Consider the following 20262-nt stretch of genomic DNA (forward strand, 5'->3'; position numbering starts at 1 on the left):
CCCCGATTTCCGGACATCTCCCTCGAACACGATCACCCCTGTCGGTGGCCCCGGGCTGATCAGCCATGACGTCCCGGGGCCGACGACACCGGCCGGTTCAACCAGGTGAGGACGCGCGGCCCACCCCATTACCGGGCTGACACGAAGTGGACCGCCGACACACCAAGCGGCGCGTCACCCGATCAACGCACACGGCCCGGACCACGACACGGCTCTATCACTCCGACGGATGGGCTCACGCCGCAGCGTTGCCAGCTCTCACCGACATGAGACACCACTTCAACAACCCGTCTCGACCATGCCCGAGCACGACGCGCTCAAGGACACCATCACCAAATACGACCTGCCCGGCGAGATGACCGGCACCGGTGAGATCCGCAACGGCTTCGTCCACCTCCACGTCGTCATGGGCGTCGAAGGCGACCGCGCCATCGCCGGGCACCTTCACGAAGCGCACATCGGCACCCACTTCGCCCGCGCCTACGTCCTCCCCGTCACCTGGCCGACCCCGCGTCAGGTACCCGGCCCCGGCGCCGCCCTCCCCCGTGGGGCGGCACGGGGCCGCTGTCGTCCGGGCCGCCCCGTCTATCACATGGGGTGATGCTCTGGGCTGGAATCGGGGATCACCTCATACTCCGCGGGGTCACCTGGCACCGTCGCGCGCGAATCACGCCGACGATCAAGGAGCGGGCGGTGCCCACCAATTTTCTGAGCGAGGAACAGCGCAGGCGCTTCGGCCACTTCACCGAGGACCCGGACGAGGGACAGCTCGCCGGGTCCTTCCTGCTGGACCAGACCGCCCGTCGAAGGGCGATGGCCGCCCTCGGCGCGCGGAACCGGATCGGCTGGGCCGTCCAGCTCGGCGCCATCCGCTACCTGGGCACCTTCCTGAACAACCCCGAAGAAGTCCCCGCCGTCGTGGTCGCCTATATCGCCGAGCAGCTCGGCCTGGAGCCGGCCGCGTTCGCCGGGTACGGCAGCAGCGAGGCCCGCTGGGACCACCAGGAGCAGATCCGCGCCGGCTACGGGTACACCAAGTTCGAGTTCGACCAGTGGTTCGCGCTCGCCCGCTGGCTCTACCAGCGGGCCTGGATCGGCAACGAACGCCCCACCCTGCTGTTCGACCTCGCGACCAAACGCCTGGTGGACAAGAAGGCGGTGCTGCCCGGGGTGACCGTGCTGGAGCGGCTGGTCTCCGGCACCCGCGAGCGGGCCGAGAAACGCCTGTGGGCGACGCTGGCCGCCGCTCCCACCCTGGAGCAGGCCGAGCGGTTGCAGCAGCTGGTCGTCGTCCCCGCGGGCAAGCGCCTCTCGGAGCTGGACCGGCTGCGCCGCTCCCCGCGCGACATCTCCGCGCGCGGGGTGGGCAAGGCCCTGGAGCGCTACGAATCCCTGCGCGCTTTCGGCGGCCACGCCTGGGACCTGGACGCGATACCGCCGGGCCGGATCCAGGCCCTGGTGCGGTTCGCCAAGGCTGCCCGCGCCCAGGCCGTCTCCGACCTGCGAGGAGACCGGCGCCTGGCCACCCTGGTCGCGTTCGCCGCGGTGATGCCGCAGCTCGCCGCCGACGAGGCGATCGAGGTCTTCGACCTGGTGATGGGTGACATCATCCGCAGCTCGGCCGCCAAGATGACCAAGCAGAGGCTGCGCACCCTCAAGGACCTGGACGCCGCCGCGATCGAACTGCGCAACGCCTGGCTCGCCATCTGCGCCACGGCCGCCGACCCCGAGGGCGATCTGCGCGCCATGCTCGACGCCATGGACGTCGGCCCGGTCCACGCGGCGGCCGACACCGTCGAGTTCCTCGCCCAGCAGCCCGACGACGGCGCAGAGCAGATGCTCGCCGCCCGCTACAACACCATCGCCCGCTTCCTGCCCGGCCTGCTCAAGACGTTCACGTTCGAGGCGAGCCCGGCCGGCGAGCCGGTCCTGGACGCGATCGACTTCGTGAAGTCCCTCAAGGGCCGGCGCCGCCCCATCCAGGCATGGGAGGTCCCCGCCAAGGTCCTCACCTCCGCCTGGCGGCGCCTGGTCTTCCCGCCCCCGCCGATGCCCGTGGGCAGCGTGGAGAAGCGCGCGCTGATCGTCGCGTCCACCGAGGCCCTGCGCACGGCGCTGCACCGGCACGAGGTGTTCGTGCCGGGCCTGCGCAAGTGGGGCGACCCCAACGCCCGCCTGCTCGGCGACGCGGCCTGGGAGGCGGCCCGCACCAGGGTCTGCGAGGAACTCGACCTCGACCCCAAGCCCGACAAGATCCTCAAGACGTGGACCGACCGGCTCGACAAGGCTCACCGGGAGTTCGCCGACGGCCTGGCCGCCAACCCCGCCGTACGCATCGAGCAGCAAGGAGGCCGCGACCGCATCATCCTCACCGGCCTGGACCGCCTGGACGAACCCGCCTCCCTGGTCGAGCTGAACAAGGAGATCGAGGCGAGAATGCCCGCCGTCGACCTGCCCGAGATCGTGCTGGAAGTCGACTCCTGGGTGCCCTACCTATCCGACTTCACCCACGTCTCCGAGGCCAACTCCCGCATGGACGACCTTCAGCTGTCCGTGGCCGCGGTCCTCACCAGTGAGGCCACCAACGTCGGCATCGAGCCGATCGTCCACGACGGCGTCGACGCCCTCAACCGCGACCGGCTGTTCTGGGTCGAGCAGAACTACGTACGCGCCCAGACCCTCAGCGCGGCCAACGCCCGCCTGGTCGACTACCACATGCGCCTGCCCCTGGTGCAGGCGTGGGGCGGCGGCGAGCTGGCCTCCGCCGACGGACTGCGCTTCGTCACCCCGATCCGCACCCTCAACTCCGGATCGAACCCGAAATACTTCGGCACCCGACGGCGCGGGGTGACGTTCTACAACTTCCTCTCGGACCAGTTCAGCGGCCTGCACGGCATCCTGATCCCCGGCACCCAGCGGGACTCCTTCTACATCCTCGACGGCCTGCTGGAACAGGAGACCGCCCTGCGCCCGGTCGAGATCACCTCCGACACCCACGGCGCCAGCGAGATCGTGTTCGGCCTCTTCCGCCTCATGGGCTACCAGTTCTCCCCGCGCCTGGCCGACGTCGGCAGCGCCACCCTCTACCGCGCCGACCCGGACGCCGACTACGGACCGCTCAACCCCGTCACCGGCGACAAGATCAACCTCAAGCAGATCACCACCCACTGGGACGAGATGCTCCGCCTCGCCGGCTCCCTGCACTCCGGCACCATCAAAGCCTCAGAAGCCCTGCGCGTCCTCGCCCCCGGCGGCAAGCCCACCCCGACCGGCAAGGCCGTCATGGAACTCGGCCGCCTGGACCGCAGCGCGTACCTGTCCTCGTACTTCACCGACGAACTCCTGCGGCGCCGGGTCAACACCCAGCTCAACCGACAGGAATCCCGCCACGAACTCGCCCGGAAAATCTTCCACGGGCAGAAGGGCGAACTGCGCCAGGCGTACAGGGAGGGGCAGGAAGACCAGCTCGGAGCACTGGGACTGATGCTCAACATCGTCGTCCTGTGGAACACGGTCTACTTCCAGAAGATCATCGAGGAGATGCGGGCCGAGGGCATCCACGTCCGTGACGAGGACGTCGCCCGGCTCTCACCGCTGAAGTTCGCCCACATCAACTTCCACGGCCGCTACAGCTTCGCCCTGCCCAACGAGGTCCAGGGCGGACAGCTCCGCTCCACCGCCAAGCCCGAAACCGCCTCCACCACGATCTAGACGGGGCCTCCGGCCGGCTCGCCCTTGCCTGCGTGCAGGGCAAGCCGGTAGCGGACCTTCTCGTGTGACAGTCCCACCTGGCCGCCGATCTGCCGCAGTCCCCAGCCCTCCGCCTTGGCCGCGGCCATCCCTTCGTCCAGGGCCGCATCCGTCACCTCGTCCAGCGCGGCGCGCAACTGGACGACGAGCCGTAGCCGGATCGCGGGGGCCAGTTCATCCAGGCCGGCGCAGAACCGCGCCACGTCCGCCTTCAGGAATCCGATCGTCGGGTCATCGCTCACCCGCCCCACCCTGGCAGCCCACCCACGCCTTGTCAGAAGTTTTGACAGCTGTGCCGGTTCTCTGTTCCGTTCCTACTGGGACCCCGGGAACAGCGGGGGCCGCGGCACCCCCGCGCTCCAGCGCCATGTCCGAATCCCGCCAGCCCCCGGCGCCGCGCAGGCGCACACTTGAGGGCGTGATGATCGATGAGGACACGCGGTACGAAGCGGTGCGCAGCCGTGACGCGCGCTTCGACGGGGAGTTCTTCTTCGCCGTCGAGACGACCGGCATCTACTGCCGCCCCAGCTGCCCCGCGGTCACCCCCAGGCGGAAGAACGTCCGCTACTACGCCACCGCCGCGGCGGCGCAGGGCTCCGGTTTCCGTGCTTGCCGGCGCTGCCGCCCCGACGCCGTGCCTGGCTCGGCCGACTGGAACGTACGCGCCGACGTGGTCGGCCGCGCCATGCGCCTGATCGGCGACGGCGTCGTCGACCGCGAGGGCGTCGCCGGGCTCGCCGTGCGCCTCGGGTACAGCGCCCGCCAGGTGCAGCGCCAGCTCACCACCGAGGTGGGCGCCGGACCCGTCGCCCTGGCCCGCGCCCAGCGCGCCCACACCGCCCGCGTCCTGCTCCAGACGACCGGCCTGCCCATCACGGAGATCGCGTTCGCCGCGGGCTTCGCGAGCGTGCGCCAGTTCAACGACACCATCCGCGCGGTCTACGCCCGTACGCCCACGGAGCTGCGCGCCGAGGCCCCCGCCACCCGCGCCACCGCAAAGGCGGCCGGCATCCCCCTGCGCCTCGCCCACCGCGGCCCCTACCAGGCCCGCCCCCTCTTCGACATCCTCGCCCGCGAGGCCCTCGACGGCGTCGAGGAGATGACCGGAACGCCGGGCGCCCGCACCTACCGGCGCACCCTGCGCCTGCCGTACGGCACCGGCGTCGTCTCCGTCGACGAGCGCACCAGGTCCACGCCCGCTAGCCGCGCCGCGCACCACGGCGGCTGGCTCGACGCCCGCATCCACCTCACCGACCTGCGCGATCTGACGACGGCCGTGGGACGCCTGCGGCGCCTGTTCGACCTGGACAGCGACCCGTACGCGATCGACGAGCGCCTCGGCGCCGACCCGCGCCTCGCGCCACTCGTCGCCGCGCGGCCCGGCCTGCGCGCGCCCGGCGCCGCCGACCCCGACGAGCTGGCTGTACGGGTCCTCGCGGGGCGGGAGGAGGCGGCGCGGCTCGTCGAGCGGTACGCGAAGGCCGTCGACGCGCCCTGCGGCACCCTCACCCATGTCTTCCCCTCGCCCGCCGACCTCGCCGGGGAGCCGGGACCCGTCGGCGCGCTCGCCACGGCCCTCGCCGACGGCGCCCTGCGCCTGGACCCGGGCGCCGACCGCGACGACGCCGAGGCCGCCCTGCGCGCCCTGCCCGGCGTCGACGCCCGCACCGCCGCCCTCATCCGCATGCGGTCCCTGGCCGACCCGGACGTGTCCCTCCCCGAAGAGCCGGGGCAGGAACCCGTACCGGACACGTGGCGCCCCTGGCGCACGTACGCACAACAACACCTCTGGACACAGCGACAGTTGGAGCAGCAGTCATGACCGTGTACTACACCGTGCTCGACAGTCCCCTCGGCGAACTCCTGCTCACCGGCGACGAGTCGGGCGCCCTCACCTCTCTGTCCGTGCCCGGGCAGAAGGGCGGCCGCACGGTGCAGCCCGGGTGGCGGCGCGCACCGGAGCGCTTCGCCGACGCCGAGAAGCAGCTCACCGCCTACTTCAGGGGTGAACTCAAGGAATTCCACCTGGAGTTCAGCACAGACGGGACCGAATTCCGCGAGAAGGTGTGGGCGGCACTCGACGCCGTGCCGTACGGCGCGACCACCACGTACGGCGCCGTCGCCGCGAGCATCGGCGCGTCACGCGCTGCGGTCCGCGCCGTCGGCGGCGCGATCGGCGCCAACCCGCTCCTCATCGTCCGCCCCTGCCACCGCGTGATCGGCGCGGACGGCTCCCTCACCGGTTACGCGGGCGGCCTGGAGTGCAAGCAGCAACTGCTGGTCCTGGAGGGAGTCCTCCAGGACCACCAGGGGAACACTGCCTAGTCGTCGAGCCCCCAGCTGTGGATCTTGTGCGGGTGGATCCGGATGAGCTCCTCGCTGAAGTGCGCGCCCAGGTGGTGCGGGCCGGTGAGGAGTTCCGCCTCGCCCCTGATGTCGACGCCCCGCACCTTCCACGGCTTGACGCTGAGGACGTCGTCGACGACGAGCGCGACCTTCGGGTTCGCCTGGAGGTTGCGCCATTTCTTCGTCGTCCCGAACGGCTGCGAAAGACACCCCTAACCTGGGATGCTCAACTCGTGGCTCTAGACAGTGCAATTGCCGTGGTTCGCCGGGTCGTCCGCTGCTTCATCTACGCCCGCATCAGCGAGGACCGCGAGGGTGCGCACCTCGCGACGGAGCGGCAGAACGAGGACTGCGAGGAACTCGCGGCCCAACTCTCAACCCCCACCGTTGAGTACCGCATCGTGCGGGTCTTCGAGGACAACGACCTTTCCGCCTACACCGGCAAGCCTCGGCCTGACTACAGGGACATGCTGGAGGCGCTCCGCAACGACGAGGCCGATTGTGTCCTGGCCTGGCATACCGACCGCCTGCACCGCTCCCCGGTCGAGCTTGAGGAGTACATCGACGTCTGCGGGCCTAAGGGAATCGACACTCGCACGGTGAAGGCCGGCCAACTGGACCTGAGTACAGCCACTGGCCGGATGATTGCCCGACAGCTCGGCGTCCAGGCTCGGTACGAAGTTGAGCGGATGATCGAACGGTCCAAACGGGCCCGTGACCAGAAGGTGGGCCGCGGCGAGTACGCGGGAGGCCCGCGGCCGTTCGGGTACGAAAAGGATGGGGTCACGCCGCGGACGTTGGAGTGCCCCGATTGCGGCCGGTTGGGTCCCGAGGGGTTCGATGTCCGGCGCCAGTGCGACGGCTGCGGGGCGATGGACCGGTTCACCCGCAATCTCGCCTGTGAGGCGTGCGACGCGAAGGACACTCTTCAGGTCACCCGGGTCTGTGGTGGCTGCGGTACGACGGCCACGTTCGCCGAGGGGTCGGAGGCCGCAGTCGTCCGCGACGCGGCGCCGGCCATCCTGTCCGGCGCCTCGCTCGGCTCCCTCGTCGCAGCCGCCAAGGCGGCCGGCCTGATGACGTCTCACGGCAAGACTCACCGGGCTCCGAACTTCCGCAGTGTCCTGCTGCGGCCGCGCAACGTCGGCTTGATGCAGCACCGCGGGGAAATCTTCGGCCGTGCTGACTGGATGCCCCTCATGGATGAGCCGACGTGGCGCAGCATGGTTGCGGTGCTGGAGGATCCCGCGCGGCTTCCGTCGGCGACGAATGCGCGCAAGCACATCGGGTCGAACATCTACATCTGTGGGGTGTGCGGGGCCACGCTCAAAGCTTCGTCGAAGCCGAACCGGCGGGGCGGAGGGACGCGGCCGGTCTATCGGTGCAGGGACAAGGACTGCGTGACCAGGGATCTCCCGGACCTCGACAGCTTCGTCATTTTGCAGTTGATGGACCGCCTTGCCCGGGAGAGTCCGGAGGACCTCACAGCGCCCCGTGAGGAGCCGGTCAATGTGCGGGGTCTGCAAGATGAGATGCGGTCGGCGCGTCGGATGCTGGACGACTTGGCGACTGCGCTCGGCAAGGGGGAGATGGATATGCAGGAGTGGCGTGCTGCCGCTGGTCCTGCGCGGGCCCGGCTCATGGCGGCGGAGGAGGCCATGAAGGACGCGGTGAAGCGGAATCCTGCCGCGGAGCTGATCGGGGCGGAGGATCCCGTGGCACTGTGGAACAGCGAGGCGTTCGACCTGTCGCGGAAGCGGGCGACCATCGATTACCTGATGAAGGTCACGGTGCATACCGCGCGTCGGGGTCGACGGGTTGGAGGCTCGTACTTCGACGCGGAGACGATTCAGATCGAGTGGAAGTGACAGCGCCCCCAGTCGGGGACTGGGGGCGCCGTTACCACACCTCCATGCCTGGGGGCGTGTACATGCTTCGCGGTGAAGTTGCCACCGGCAACGGACACCCCGAAGATTCACTCGAACGTGCGCTCTATTCGCACAACCTTAAGCACGGCACCTGAACATATGATCCAAAAATGCATGATCCACGATACAGACAGTCGATCATGCTCCGGCAAACGTTGAGCGAGTGCCGCCCGCCCCACCCTCTCCTCGTGTCCTCGCCGCCCGCCGGGCCGTCGGCGAGCGCATCCGCGCCGCGCGGCTCCACGCGGACATGACGCAAGAGACCTTGGCTGAACGCGCCGGCCTCGACCGGCAGTCCGTCAACCGAATCGAGCAGGGACACGCCTCACCGGTCCTCGACAACCTGATCCGCATCGCCGACGCGCTTGAAGTCCCCCTGCGGGATCTCGTGTAGGTACCGGCGGGCACCGATTGATCAGCCCTTAGGCGGAAGGGCGAATCCTCTCACCGGCGCTTCCGCCTGCACGATCAGAGTGCCGATGTGTCCCGGCGTTGGGGCTTCCGTCACGGTGGCCTTGGCCGTGGCGAACCCGGCCCGGAGCAGGTGTCGCTCCCACACCGCGGCCTTGTAGCTGTAGCGGTAGGTGAACTGGGCCTTGCCCGCGAACCCACCCTTGTACATGCCTTGCGGGCCGTAGGCGCCCGGGATGGCTGGCGGTTGAGAGAACACGAACCGGCCGCCCGGGTTGAGGCGTTGGCGGACGAGGGGGAACAGCCGGGACGGGTCGGTGAACCAGGCGGCGCCGAACACCGAGTAGACCGCGTCGTAGCTCTGCGTGTCGTCGCGCAGGGCATCCAGCACTTCGCCGCACACGAACTCCGCGCCCGTGTGCGCCCACTGCTCGGTGGTCTTCTGCACCATGACCGGGGACAGGTCGACGCCGCGCGCCTTCACGCCGGCTTCGGCGAGGCTGGCGAGTGCGCGGCCGGTGCCGCACCCGATCTCCAGCACCGACTCCGGGGCGCCGAGCAGCTCGGGCCCGGGGCCGTGGCCCGTGTACTGGGTCCAGCAGAACGACGGCTCGGCGTCCGCCTGGAAGGCTGACTGCGCGTAGGTGTTCCACAGTTCGGTCTCGGCGGCGATGTCGTGGGGTACTGGCACTGCGGGTCCTTCGGTCGGTGTGCGGGAGCCCCGCCCCCAGGTGCGCGGTGGGGGCGGGGCGACTGTAGCGGGGTCAGTGGCTGTCGGGGACCTTGTTGTCACACGGCGAGCAGTTCGCGCCGTCGATGGCCCAGAGCTCTTCGTCGATACGCCAGCCCTGGGACTTCAGGAAGTCGCCGGTACGCAGGCACAGGCCGTCGCCGCGGCGCTCGATGAAAGGCGCGTGGTGCTTGAACGCGCCGCCGTTGTAGAGGCGGCAGAGGCCCCACCACACGGGAGTGTCGAGGATGAGCTGGTGCACACCGATGTCGACCAACTTGCCTACGCCGAGATGCACGTCGGGGTTCTCGATGGAGCCCATGACGTACATGACCGCGTTGCCGAGGATGCGGTCCGCCATGTTACGGACCATTGTGTGATCGCGGAGCAGCAGCGCGATCTCGCGGTCCCAGAGGGACATGCCGCTGTCGAAAACGTTGACGGTCAGTTCCGTGATGTGCGGGGCAACCGCGTTGAGGATCTCCTGGGGATCGCGGGTGCGGGTCCTGGCAGTCTGCTCGAGGGCAATGGTCACTGTTCCTCCTGGGTGAGTGAGTGCCTCTTGCCTGATGAGCCGGGGTGGGAGCCAGCCCGACGGGGTGGCGGGCTGGCTCCCGGCCCGCTTCCCGAGTGCCGAATGCCTACGGATGGCTCGGGAAGCGGGGGCTTGCAACCCGTCGCACGCCGCGTGTGTGCAGGCGCAGGTGGCGCGCGACGGGGGATCAGAGGGCGCGACGGTGCTCGGGCGGCAGGCCGGTCCGCCCCACGAACCCGCCTTGAAGCGGGGGCGGGTCGAGGACGTCGGCCAGGGCCCCGGCGGTGCGGCCAAGGTTCTTCACGTGCGAGTACATGCGGTAGTCGCTGTCGAGCGGCGTCGGGTTCGCAGGTGAATCGAGGACCCGGTACGCGGCGCGGAAGACGGCCATCGTCGCGGGGACGTTGTTGGGGTAGTCCTCGCGGATCATGCGCCGCACGAGCTCAGTGAGCAGCGCGGCGTCCTTGTCGAGGCTGGCGCGGCTCGTCGTGGCCAGGACCAAGCCTCCGACCTGCTGTGCGATAGTGCGCACCAGCTTGAAGTCGATGGGCTCCTCGGGCGGAGGCCCGACTGTCGCCTCAGCGCCCGGTACCTGAGTATCCACGGTGGGCCCCCTGCCGTCGTCGTTGATCGGGTCCTGAGACCAGACTGACGACCAGCAAGGGGCTTAACTGTCACACCTGAGTGACAGCGGTGACAGTCACAGGCCGACCCACGCGGCCATGTGCCCGAGGGTGTCCGGGGTGCGGCGCTGCTGATGGACGAGCCCTTGGATCGTCTCGCGGGCAGCGGGGTGATACCGGGTCTGCTGAGGCGCGGCCTCCCGCGCCCGGACCAGGGACTTCAACGCGGCCTCGCACCGCCCGATCTCCATCTCGGAGCGGGCCCGGTCAATGTAGAAGTGCGCCCGCCTCGACGTCGCCCACGAGTTGGGCATCTTCACCTTGCGGGCCTTCTCGACGGCCTGCCCATACTGGCGGAGCTCGCCCAGCGCCGACACCTCGTGAACCGCTACGTTCGCGGGTCCGAACGACAGCCAGTGCACCTCGGACGCGTCCCCGGTGCGCTTGACGATCCGCCGTGCCTCGGCGAGATGCGTTTCCACCAACCCAGCGTCACGCGCCCTGGCTGCGATCACCGTGGCTCCCAGGTGGAGCTGCCCAGCCACGGCGAGGGACTCGGTGCTCTCGTCGGCCTGGCCCAAGACGCGGTGGCCGGCGGCGACCAGGCGCAAGCCGATCGTGTGCTCGCCCTCGCGGAAGTAGACGAGCCCGCGCATGTACTGGCGGACGGCGGCCAGCAGGGGATCGGACGCGTGGTGGGCGGCCCAGTCCATGCGGTCGAGGGCGATGGCGGACAGGTCGTAGAAGCCGAGCTTGATCGCGACGTCGTGGGCGCTGCGGTACACCGAAGCAAGCGAGCGCCACAGTTCGGTGGTGGGGTGGCGGTGTACCGCGGTCGTCAGTTCGGTGATGAGGCGGGGCAAGTCCTTGGCAGCAGCGGTGAGCTTGGCTGCCCGGACGTGCTGGCACAACAGGTCCGCGCCGACGGCGAGTTCGGCTGGCGCGCGGGGGGCGAGGTCGGGATCGGCGCCGAGGTCGTACAAGTCGAGAGACTCGCGGATGGGGCGGATCAACTCGGCGAGGCGATCCTGTTGAAGCTCGGTCATGTACGGCTGTCCTGTCAGGGCGGTGACGTCGATGTGCAGTGCCCTGGCACATGCCGCGATGAAGTCGGGGGACGCTGGCTTGTGGCCCCGCTCGACTTGATGGAGCAGGCTGCACGAGAAGCCGATCAGGTCAGCGAATCCGCGTTGTGTGTATCCGCCGAGCTTGCGGGCTTCCGCGATGCGGGCCCCTGCGTGGTCGTCTCTGGGCATACTGGAACTCCGTTCCTGACTCACCATCTGGAACGTTACCCGCGCTCCGTGGCGCTGGACCGGCGATCGCCCTCGTTCCCACCGGAACGGGGGCGGTTGCGTCTGATCAACAGTGCAGGATGAGATGAGACATGACCTCACGGACCTTGTACCTGTTCGCGTCTGCCGCGCCCCCTGTGTTCGATATCGCGCAGGTCATCGAGACTGCGCAGGCCGATGGGTGGGATGTCTGTCTCGGCCTCACGCCGACAGCGGCCCGCTGGCTGGACGAATCTGGCAGCCGTCGCGATAGCCTCGACGGCCTGGCCGCACTGACCGGGCACCCCGTGCGCAGCGAGTACAAGATGCCAGGCGAGCCGGATGTCTGGCCGAAGGCTGACGTGATGCTTTTCGCCCCGGCCACGTTCAACTCGATCAACTCCTGGGCAGCCGGACTCACTTCTTCGTTCGTGGTAGGAGTCGTGGCCGAGGGCATCGGCAAGGGGATCCCGACCGTGGCAATGCCATGCGTGAACGCGGCCTACGCCCAACACCGGGCCCTGGACCGGAGCATCACCGAACTGCGGGAGCAGGGGATCACCGTGCTGTACGGCGAGGGCGGGTTCACGCCGAACCCGGCAGGATCAGGAAAGCCGAAGGCATACCCGTGGGACGTTGCCCTCAGCGCGGCTCGACTGCGCGCCGAAGAGGCGTAGCTCAGGCGTACTGCCTGCGCTGAGGGTCCAGGCCCGCGGCCTGCGGGCTCGGCTTCGGCTCGTCGGGCTCAGGCGGTGGGGCGCCGTCGCGGCGGCATACGAGCGCATCGGGGTCATCTGCTGGTGCCTGCCAGCTAACCTCGCGCTTTCACGAGGTGGAGTGTCCGAGGCTTGATCAAATAAGCGGAGAGTGCTCCTGACCTGCAACGATGGGACTTGTCTAGGGTCCTGTTGGCTGCAGGGAAAGAAGCACTCTCCAGGTGAAGAAGCGTATCGGGTCGTACCCGCGTGTCCGCATCGAGGGCGGCGGCCGGGCGGTGGTCTCGCAGGCTGGGGGCGTGCTGCTGGTCGAGACCGTCCGCAAGGCCGGCCTGGACACCGCGATATCAGCGGCGCTGACGCCGTGGCGGAAGACTCGGGCGGTGCACGACCCGGGCAAGATCCTGCTGGACGTGGCCCTGGCGGTCGCGCTGGGCGGCGACTGCCTCGCGGATGTCGCCATGCTGCGGGCCGAGCCGGCCGTGTTCGGGCCGGTGGCCTCCGACCCGACGGTCTCCCGCCTCATAGACACCCTTGCAGCCTCCGGGGAGAAGGCCCTGCGGGCCATCCGTGCCGCGCGGGCTGAAGTCCGCCGACATGTCTGGCGGTTGGCCGACCGGGAAGCGCCTGATGCGGGCGGGACGGTGACCGTCGACCTCGACGGGGTGCTGGTGATCGCGCACTCGGACAAGGAGGACGCCGCGCCCACGTGGAAGCGAACCTATGGCCACCACCCGCTGATGGGGTTCGTCGACCACGGACCGGGCGGCACCGGTGAGCCCGTGGCGGCCCTGCTCAGGCCGGGCAACGCGGGATCGAACACGGCCGCCGACCACATCACCGCCGCCCGACTGGCCTTGGCCCAGCTGCCGAAGAAGTACCGGCGCGGGCGCCGGACGTTGATCCGCACCGACTCCGCGGGCGGCACCCACGACTTCGTCGCCTGGCTCGCTCAGCGGGGACGGTGGCTGTCCTACTCGGTCGGCATGGTGATCACCGAGGCGATCCACCAGCATGTGCTGAAGGTTCCGGCATCGGCCTGGACGGCGGCCGTCGAGGCCGAGGGCGGGATCCGTGACGGCGCCTGGGTCGCTGAACTCACCAGCAACGTTCTGGACGGCTGGCCGGAGGGCATGCGGCTGATCGTCAGGAAGGAACGACCGCACCCCGGTGCTCAGTTGCGGCTCACGGATGCGGACGGCATGCGGCTGACCTGTTTCGCCACCAACACCTCGGGCCGGCCGATCGCCGAGCTCGAGCTCCGTCACCGGCTGCGGGCCCGGGCCGAGGACCGCATCCGCGCCGCCCGGGCCACCGGCCTGCGCAATCTCCCTCTGCACCGCACGGCCCAGAACCGGATCTGGCTGGAGATCGTGCAGATCGCACTGGACCTGCTGGCCTGGATGCCGATGCTCGCACTGACGGGCAAGGCCAGGTGCTGGGAGCCCCGCCGACTGCGGCTCCGCCTGTTCACCGCGGCCGGACAGCTCGTGACCACCGGCCGTCGGCGAATCCTCCGCCTGGCCCGGCACTGGCCCTGGACCAGCCACATCACCACAGCCCTCGAACGGCTCGCACTCCTGCCGAACCCCGGCTGACCAACGGATTCCCGTCCCTACGACAGCAGCTCAACACCCGGAGCAGTGGAACCCGGCGCCACCCCGAGACGACACTCGGGTCCTGGGTATGCACAGCCTCAGCCGACGGCACGAAAACGGTCCACCGACTCCGTCGGCGGACCGTCACGAAACTTCGAGGCTAAACCCGGTCGGGCAGGCTTGTCCGTCCGACCCGTCATTCCCGTCCGTGCCGTCGACCCCGTCCCGTCCCGGCGGTCCGCTCGGCCCCGGCACCGTGGAGTCTGCTCCCGCCGGGCCGGGCACCGTCGAGTCACGGCCGGGCGCGCCCGACGCACCCGGTGACGGCGTGATCGTCGGTGCCGGGCGGCCCGGCTCCAGTTCAGCAGGGCGTTGGCGCGCTGCGGGGTGTATCCGAAGTCGGTGGCGAAGTAGAGCACGAAGTTGCCGACGGCGGCGAAGTACAGCAGGAGGTAGACGCTGATGGCGACGGCGGAGCCTATGACTCGAGACGGAGCATCTGGCGCCACTGACCGCGCAGCGCCGCCTCGGTGTCCATCCCCTTGGCGCGCGCCTCGACCAGCGCGCGGTCGCGCAGGCTCACCATGATCTGGTCGCGCAGCGCCGGGGCCAGCTCGCGCAGTCCGAACAGCGCGACGACGAACATGATGAGGCCGCTGATGCCCGCGAAGCGGATCTCGTCCTGCCAGGTGGTGGAGCCGCTGAAGGTGCGGGAGGTGACGGCGGTGACCACGAGGCTGCCGATGATCGGCCCCATCGTCCAGTAGCCCATCGCCGAGGCCCGGCCGAGCTGCGGAGAGAAGTCCCTGATGAGCGCTGGGGTGCCACCAGAATCATGCCCTCGACGAGTGACACGGCCGCGTAGATGAGCAGATAGCTCACCTTGCCCGGCGCGTTGGGCAGGGCGAACGTGGTGAGCAGGCCGACCACCAGCAGGCCGTAGACCACGATGTTCGCCCGGCCCCAGCGGTCGGCGAGACCGGCCACCAGGGACGAGAAGGCGCCCACCGCGTTGGCGGCCACCGATATGTAGACGAAGTACAGGAACGTCATGTGGTAGTGGCTGATGATGGCTGTCGACACCGCGTACTGGATGTACAGCTGGTGGTAGAGAACGATCGTGACGAGCACGACGATGCCCAGGTACCAGTACCGGGGACCACTCTCGGGGTAGTGGTCGAGCCGTCTGCCGCCGAGGTGGCTCAGAGCTGAGGGGAACGGCCGGCTGGTGCGCCGCTCCGTGTCCGCCGGTGACGAAACCGACATCACGCCTCCCTGCTGTCGAGACACGCGCCAGCGTGTGCCTGGTCGGGGAGGCTAATACCGTCCAGTCGGTATCTCCTAGGGGTAGGACAAGGGTTTGTGATCTCGTTATGGCGGGAGTGCGCGGCCCGGGTCTGCCCGGAGGCGGGCTGGCCCGGGCCGCGGGCATACGCGTGGGCGTCAGGCGGGCAGTCCCCAGCGCTCCGCCGGCGCGTTCGCCGTGACCGGCCCGACGCTCAGGTCGGGGCGGTCGCCCTTCGCCGTGACGAGCGCGGATTCGCCCTTGCGCAGGGTGATCCGGATCGCGCCGTCGGCCGCGTCCTCGTAGCGGAGCGGCCTGCCACGGCCGTCGGTTACGTCGACCGCGCCCGCGATGCCGTGCCGCACCACACACGGCGCGCCCGCCTCGCTCACGAGCCGCACCCAGCGCGTCGTGCCGCCCTCGCGTACCGCGCTCAGCAGAAAGGCGCCCTGCGTACGGAAGTTGTGGACGGCGAGGTCCTTCCACGCGGCGGGCAGGGCCGGGAAGACGCGGATCACGCCGCCCCAGGACTGGCACACCATGTCGTGCAGGGACTGGGCGGCCGACAGCGGCGTCTCGATGACCGGGCCCGACTCCTTGTACATGGTGTTGGCCTGGATGAAGCGGGACATCAGCTGGCCCAGGTACTTCAGGGCGTCCTCGCCCTTGCCGAGCAGCGCCGACATCGAGGCCGCGCCTGTGAACGTATAGCCCTGCAGGGCCCCTTCGAAGCCCACCCAGTGGGCCAACGACTTCTCGATCAGGGCGAGTTCGGAGGGCGTGCGGCCGGTCAGCTCGTACAGCGGGTACACCGCGAGCATGTGCGAGTAGTGGCGGTGGGACTTCGCGAAGGGGATGTCCGCGCCGATCATGAAGCCGTTCGTGTCCGTCGGGTAGGCCACGCGCTTGGCGAGGACCTCGCGCCAGCGCGGCGCCAACTCGTCCTCGATGCCCAGGAGTTCGGCCGAATCCAGGAGGGTGCGGCAGCCCCACGTCAGGAGCATCAGGTCATAGTTGCAGTCGCGCGTGTTGCCGCCGTACTCGGGCGAGAACGTCGCGGGCAGGTGCAGCTTGCCGTCGGTTCCCGGCTCCAGGAAGTGCAGGTAGTAGTTGATCGCCTTGCGCAGCAGGGGGAAGAGGACGTCGCGCAGGATTTTCTCGTCCATGGTGTGCCGGTAGCTCAGCCACACGTTGTGCAGCGCCCAGGTGAGGTTGCCGACCTCGGGCGTCGGAGTGTCCTGGCCGGGGATGCCGACACCGTAGCCCTGCGCGTTGCTCGTCGCGCCGCCGTTGACGAGGTGCATGTCCGTGGTGCGCGGGATGCCGAGCGAGTCGGCTCGGTAGGGGGCCGCCATCTCGGCCGTGAGGTTGTCCCGGAATTCGCCGAGCGCCCGTGTGACGGCGTCGAGTTCGAGGTGGTTCGAGCCGTGGATCAGCCAGTACTCCAGCTGCACGTTGAGGTTCCACCAGGTCGCGGGCCACGGCGTCGGCTCGAGCCAGGGGCCGCTGGTCGCCATCACGGGCGCGTCCCGCCGGGCGGCGGACGCCGTCTTGTAGAGCTGGATCCAGTAGAAGCGCTGGATGCGCGCGTCGGGGACGGACAGGAAGCTTTTGCGGTAGTACGCGTGCCACCAGTCGCGATGGGTCACGGCGAGGGCGTCGTAGGGGAGCACGGCCGCGGCCCGCACCGTCGAGACGGCCCGGTCGCGGGCGGTGGACTTCGGGAAGGAGTGCGCCACGTTCACGTACAGCGTCCGCCGCTCGCCACGGGTGTGCTCGCGCCAGGCGGTGACGTACTGGCCGCCTGACAGGAGCGGCTGGACGCAGGCGAAGACGCCGTCGTACTCACCGGACTCGGCGGGCGGATTGCCCTCGTAACCGGCCGGGATCGGCTGGAACGCGGCACGCGGGCTGATCGACCGGGCGGGGTGGAAGACCCACCCGCGAAGCCGCGTTCGCCCTCGGACGGGGTGACCTCGACGGCGAGGACGGAGAGCGCGTTGGTGATCTGGGCGCGGATCGTGAGCGTGCCCTTGTCGGTGGTGAGGGTGCCGGTCAGCTCCGCGTCGCGAAGGCGCAGGCGCCAGTCGAGGCCGGTGATGGCGCCGACGGGTTCCAGCGTGAAGTAGCCGATGGGCAGCCGCGCCAGACCGAACAGGGAGCCGAACTCCGGGCGGTGGTCCTGGACCTCGGAGTGCTGGACATTGAAGCGGATCGCGTTCTTCCCGGGCTCCTGGTAGATCCCGGAGCCGAGGAGACCGTTGCCCAGATACGGGCCCTCGTACCAGGTCTTCGGCATCTTCTGCCAGACGAGGTCGGCGTCGGCGAGGACGGTGCGCCAGGCGTCTTCGGGGGGTGCGCTCATGGCCGTGGCGGGGAGCCCGGCCGCGGTGGCGGCGGTGGCCTGCGCCGGCAGCCCGCCCGCGAGCGCGGCCCCGGCGAGCGTGGATCCGGTGGCGAGCACGGTCCTTCTGGACGGTCTTGGCATGGCGCGGCCTCCACGTGTCGTAGCTGACGTCGATTCATCGGAGCTATCCCTCGCGGAAAGCTAGAGATGTGACGAGAGCTCGTCAATATGCCGGGAGAGATCCGATGTGACTCGCGCTATATGGATGCTGTACGTATATGTGAACCGGAGCGTCTAGCCCCAGATCACGGCCCCGATCCACGCGCCCACGATGAGCAGGCAGGCGAAGAGTTCGGCCAGGATGCTTGAGCCGCCGGCGCGCATCGCGGTCCGGGTCGAGGCGACGGCGTCGCCGTGCCGGCCCAGACGCAGCCGCTCGCAGAGGTAGATACCCCCGATGAACCCCGGGATCGACCCGATCACCGGGATCACGCAGAAACCCACCAGGGCTCCGGCGCCCGCCCATGTCGCGGTGCGGCGCGTGGCGCCGCTCTCGCGCAGCCGGCGCGGCGGAAGCTGCCAGCGAAGCACCTGGGAGGCGAGCAGGACAGCGGTGGCTCCGACCAGAACACCCCAGGCCAGCCCGTTCGGGTCCTGGAGCGACCACACGAGGACCCCGGCCCACACGAGCCACGACCCCGGCACCCCGGGCACGAGCACCCCGCACAGGCCGAGCAGCATCACCACTCCCACCAGCAGGAGTTCCCACACGCCCATCTGCCAAGAGTGCCGGACAACGGCGGAACGTGCAGATCGCAGAGGTTCACGCTCCGCCACCACCGACGGCTTCCAGCCGCGGAACTCAGCCCTCCGCGACGTGCTCCCTGTCCCGCTCCCCGGCCCGCTCCCTGTCCCGCTCCCCGGCCCGCTCCCTGTCCCGCTCCCCGGCCCGCTCCTGAGTCCGCTCCCCGGCCCGCTCCTGAGTCCGGTCCAGGGCCCGCTCCTGAGTCCGGTCCAGGGCCCGCTCCTGAGTCCGGTCCAGGGCCCGCTCTCCGCCCCGGTCCAACCCCGGCACGTCCCGTGACACCCAGCCCCGCTCGTACGCGTGCCACCCCAGCTGGAGCCGCGTCGTCACACCGGCCAGCTCCATCAGGCGCTTCACCCGCCGCTGCACCGTGCGAAGGCCCAGGTCGAGCTGCTTGGCGACGCTCGCGTCTGTGAGTCCGGCCAGAAGGAGGGAGAGGATCTCCAGGTCCGTGCCGTCCGGGCCGTCGGGCTCCTGCTCGGTGACCGAGCGGCCGCTCTCGCCGAGCCGCAGCGGCAGCGCGTCCCGCCAGACCGCCTCGAACAGGCCGGACAGTGACTCGAGGAGCCCGCTCGCGTGCACGACGAGCGCCGCCGGTTCCGCGGTGCGCGAGGTGAGTGGCACCATCGCGAGCGCCCCGTCGGCGATCACCAGCTTCGTCGGCACCCGGTCCACGACCCGTACCTGCTCGTCCCGCCCGATCGCGGCAGACAGCTCGGTCAGCCCCGTCGGCGTCGAGAGCACCTCGCGCTCCACCACGACCCGGTACGCGACGCCCCGGCTGGCGGCCTGCTCCTCCGCCTCGTTGTCCATCCCCGAGACGGCGATCGGATTGCCGGTGACCAGTGCGCACACCTCGTCCGTCGCGCCCAGCTGAAGCTGGAGGAACCGCTGCGCGACGGCCGCTGCGCCCGTGACCACCTCGACCAGATCGTGCACGGCGGGCTCGGCGGCCTGTGCCCGGTACTCCTCCGCGAGCAGCGCCGCCGCCAGCTCCGCCTTCTCCAGCTCGTGCCGCTGCTGGGTCAGGAGCGCGCCGAGCGCGACGCCCGGCGGGGCGGCCACCCAGCGCCCCGGTCGCGCGGACGACTGCGCCGCGAGCCCGTGCCGCTCGAGCCGGCGCAGCGCGTGCTCGGTCTCGTACTCGGCCAGGGCGAGCCGCCCCGCGAGATCGGGCACGTCGGCCGCGCCCAGCGACACGAGCGCGCGGTACGTGCTCTCGTGCATCTCGTCCAGACCTATCGCACCCAGCATGCGGCGATGCCCCTCCCCGAGCCTCGGTTCCGGCGGCACCGTGGCGGGAAACGGCCACGGCGCAAACCCGCCGCGCCCCATCTTCCCCGTACCACCGCTCTCTCTGCCAATGTGGCGCCACCGCAGCACCAACATCCGCCGGGAATACGGCCTTTGCGCCGCATTCACCTGCGCTTTCACCTGGGGAGAGGGAGAGCGATGCGCGCGATATCGCGTACGGCCTCGGTGGCGGCGACCGCCGTCGCCCTGGCCGTCACCGCGGCCCTGCCCACCGTGGCCGAAACACGGGGGGACGCCAAGAGACCGATCGTCGGCAGCGAGGCGGCCGCGCAGGAGGGGGCGGGCTCCGTCGTCACCCTCGTCACGGGCGACCGGATCCTGGTGACGTGAAGGCCGCGATCGACGAGACCGAGCACGGCGGCAAGTGGAGCGCGACCGTGAACCACGCGGGCGCCTCCGGCAGGCAAGTCACCCTGAAGGCCCAACTGACCGATTCCAAGGGCAACTCGGTCGAACAGACGGTGACGCGCGCCTACGACGTGCGCTGATCACCGAACGAGCCGGTCCGCCGGGCGTCCCTCCCGTGGGGGGTGGGGTCGTCCGGCGGACCTTTTTCGCGTCGATCCTGGTCTTTTCGGGCCATTTCTGGTCGTTTTCGAG

General features: G+C 69.9%; 17 protein-coding genes and 3 pseudogenes. 10 read left to right on the forward strand and 10 right to left on the reverse strand.

The window, feature by feature from the left end; translation table 11 throughout:
• Positions 1-298 precede the first annotated feature (298 nt).
• A complete protein-coding gene (locus tag ACY0PA_RS31945) occupies positions 299-601 on the forward strand; it encodes a hypothetical protein (protein WP_473080953.1) in 303 nt (100 codons plus the stop codon).
• A gap of 92 nt (positions 602-693) precedes the next feature.
• A complete protein-coding gene (locus ACY0PA_RS31950; protein WP_473080954.1) occupies positions 694-3711 on the forward strand; it encodes a Tn3 family transposase in 3018 nt (1005 codons plus the stop codon).
• Here ACY0PA_RS31950 and ACY0PA_RS31955 read toward each other — a convergent pair.
• A complete protein-coding gene (locus ACY0PA_RS31955; protein ID WP_473080955.1) occupies positions 3708-3992 on the reverse strand; it encodes a hypothetical protein in 285 nt (94 codons plus the stop codon). The two genes, ACY0PA_RS31950 and ACY0PA_RS31955, sit on opposite strands and share 4 nt — an antisense overlap.
• A 179-nt stretch (positions 3993-4171) precedes the next feature.
• Here ACY0PA_RS31955 and ACY0PA_RS31960 point away from each other — a divergent pair, with 179 nt between their 5' ends.
• On the forward strand, positions 4172-5572 hold the full coding sequence (locus ACY0PA_RS31960) for a DNA-3-methyladenine glycosylase 2 family protein (RefSeq protein ID WP_473086491.1): 1401 nt from the start codon (positions 4172-4174) through the stop codon (positions 5570-5572).
• Positions 5569-6075, forward strand: a complete 507-nt coding sequence (locus ACY0PA_RS31965) for a methylated-DNA--[protein]-cysteine S-methyltransferase (protein ID WP_473080956.1) — start codon at positions 5569-5571, stop codon at positions 6073-6075. Before ACY0PA_RS31960 ends, ACY0PA_RS31965 begins: the two co-directional genes overlap by 4 nt.
• On the opposite strand, the pseudogene ACY0PA_RS31970 reads toward ACY0PA_RS31965, so the two are convergent.
• Positions 6072-6287: pseudogene (locus tag ACY0PA_RS31970) on the reverse strand (pyridoxamine 5'-phosphate oxidase family protein); the annotation flags it as partial. The gene ACY0PA_RS31965 and the pseudogene ACY0PA_RS31970 sit on opposite strands and share 4 nt — an antisense overlap.
• A 66-nt stretch (positions 6288-6353) precedes the next feature.
• Between ACY0PA_RS31970 and ACY0PA_RS31975 the strand changes: the two are divergent.
• Both ACY0PA_RS31975 and ACY0PA_RS31980 read left to right on the forward strand, forming a co-directional pair.
• The gene (locus ACY0PA_RS31975; protein WP_473086492.1) at positions 6354-7964 is read left to right on the forward strand and encodes a recombinase family protein; all 1611 of its coding nucleotides are present in this window, start codon (positions 6354-6356) and stop codon (positions 7962-7964) included.
• Positions 7965-8187: 223 nt separating this feature from the next.
• Complete coding sequence (locus ACY0PA_RS31980; protein ID WP_473080957.1) at positions 8188-8418, forward strand: helix-turn-helix transcriptional regulator; 231 nt, start codon at positions 8188-8190, stop codon at positions 8416-8418.
• Between the two features lie 21 nt (positions 8419-8439).
• On the opposite strand, the gene ACY0PA_RS31985 is transcribed toward ACY0PA_RS31980, so the two are convergent.
• From ACY0PA_RS31985 to ACY0PA_RS32000, 4 genes are all read right to left on the reverse strand, one after another.
• On the reverse strand, positions 8440-9126 hold the full coding sequence (locus ACY0PA_RS31985; protein ID WP_473080958.1) for a class I SAM-dependent methyltransferase: 687 nt from the start codon (positions 9124-9126) through the stop codon (positions 8440-8442).
• A 73-nt stretch (positions 9127-9199) separates the two neighbouring features.
• Positions 9200-9700: a hypothetical protein gene (locus ACY0PA_RS31990; protein WP_473080959.1), complete on the reverse strand. Its 501-nt coding sequence runs from the start codon at positions 9698-9700 to the stop codon at positions 9200-9202.
• A gap of 187 nt (positions 9701-9887) precedes the next feature.
• A complete protein-coding gene (locus tag ACY0PA_RS31995; RefSeq protein ID WP_473080960.1) occupies positions 9888-10304 on the reverse strand; it encodes a hypothetical protein in 417 nt (138 codons plus the stop codon).
• Positions 10305-10400: 96 nt separating this feature from the next.
• Positions 10401-11579: a helix-turn-helix domain-containing protein gene (locus ACY0PA_RS32000; protein WP_473080961.1), complete on the reverse strand. Its 1179-nt coding sequence runs from the start codon at positions 11577-11579 to the stop codon at positions 10401-10403.
• Positions 11580-11710: 131 nt separating this feature from the next.
• Between ACY0PA_RS32000 and ACY0PA_RS32005 the strand changes: the two genes are divergently transcribed.
• Positions 11711-12274 carry a flavoprotein gene (locus ACY0PA_RS32005; RefSeq protein ID WP_473080962.1) on the forward strand — a complete coding sequence of 188 codons (564 nt, stop codon included), beginning with the start codon at positions 11711-11713 and terminating at the stop codon, positions 12272-12274.
• A 260-nt stretch (positions 12275-12534) separates the two neighbouring features.
• Positions 12535-13911: an IS1380 family transposase gene (locus ACY0PA_RS32010; RefSeq protein ID WP_473079639.1), complete on the forward strand. Its 1377-nt coding sequence runs from the start codon at positions 12535-12537 to the stop codon at positions 13909-13911.
• Positions 13912-14389: 478 nt separating this feature from the next.
• Here ACY0PA_RS32010 and ACY0PA_RS32015 read toward each other — a convergent pair whose 3' ends face one another.
• The 4 genes and pseudogenes from ACY0PA_RS32015 to ACY0PA_RS32030 all read right to left on the reverse strand — a co-directional run.
• Positions 14390-14668: a hypothetical protein gene (locus ACY0PA_RS32015; protein WP_473080963.1), complete on the reverse strand. Its 279-nt coding sequence runs from the start codon at positions 14666-14668 to the stop codon at positions 14390-14392.
• 686 nt (positions 14669-15354) lie between these two features.
• Positions 15355-17684 (reverse strand): annotated as a pseudogene (locus ACY0PA_RS32020) (glycosyl hydrolase family 95 catalytic domain-containing protein).
• 153 nt (positions 17685-17837) lie between these two features.
• Positions 17838-18320, reverse strand: a complete 483-nt coding sequence (locus ACY0PA_RS32025) for a DUF456 domain-containing protein (RefSeq protein WP_473080964.1) — start codon at positions 18318-18320, stop codon at positions 17838-17840.
• 298 nt (positions 18321-18618) lie between these two features.
• A pseudogene (locus ACY0PA_RS32030) lies at positions 18619-19602 on the reverse strand (winged helix-turn-helix transcriptional regulator); the annotation flags it as partial.
• 198 nt (positions 19603-19800) lie between these two features.
• Here ACY0PA_RS32030 and ACY0PA_RS32035 point away from each other — a divergent pair.
• Positions 19801-19992 carry a hypothetical protein gene (locus ACY0PA_RS32035; RefSeq protein WP_473080965.1) on the forward strand — a complete coding sequence of 64 codons (192 nt, stop codon included), beginning with the start codon at positions 19801-19803 and terminating at the stop codon, positions 19990-19992.
• Positions 19989-20150: a hypothetical protein gene (locus ACY0PA_RS32040; RefSeq protein ID WP_473080966.1), complete on the forward strand. Its 162-nt coding sequence runs from the start codon at positions 19989-19991 to the stop codon at positions 20148-20150. The genes ACY0PA_RS32035 and ACY0PA_RS32040 overlap by 4 nt, the downstream gene beginning before the upstream one ends.
• Positions 20151-20262 lie beyond the last annotated feature (112 nt).

The sequence above is a fragment of the Streptomyces sp. DS1-CR2 genome (genome assembly GCF_055760475.1).

What these genes read in the sequence shown, in the direction of transcription:
- ACY0PA_RS31960 (WP_473086491.1), top strand. Translation starts at nt 4,172, where the DNA reads ATGATCGATGAGGACACGCGGTACGAAGCGGTGCGCAGCCGTGACGCG.
- ACY0PA_RS32015 (WP_473080963.1), bottom strand. Translation starts at nt 14,668, where the DNA reads ATGGGGCCGATCATCGGCAGCCTCGTGGTCACCGCCGTCACCTCCCGC.
- ACY0PA_RS31965 (WP_473080956.1), top strand. Translation starts at nt 5,569, where the DNA reads ATGACCGTGTACTACACCGTGCTCGACAGTCCCCTCGGCGAACTCCTG.
- ACY0PA_RS32005 (WP_473080962.1), top strand. Translation starts at nt 11,711, where the DNA reads ATGACCTCACGGACCTTGTACCTGTTCGCGTCTGCCGCGCCCCCTGTG.
- ACY0PA_RS32025 (WP_473080964.1), bottom strand. Translation starts at nt 18,320, where the DNA reads ATGGGCGTGTGGGAACTCCTGCTGGTGGGAGTGGTGATGCTGCTCGGC.
- ACY0PA_RS32035 (WP_473080965.1), top strand. Translation starts at nt 19,801, where the DNA reads ATGCGCGCGATATCGCGTACGGCCTCGGTGGCGGCGACCGCCGTCGCC.
- ACY0PA_RS32000 (WP_473080961.1), bottom strand. Translation starts at nt 11,579, where the DNA reads ATGCCCAGAGACGACCACGCAGGGGCCCGCATCGCGGAAGCCCGCAAG.
- ACY0PA_RS31945 (WP_473080953.1), top strand. Translation starts at nt 299, where the DNA reads ATGCCCGAGCACGACGCGCTCAAGGACACCATCACCAAATACGACCTG.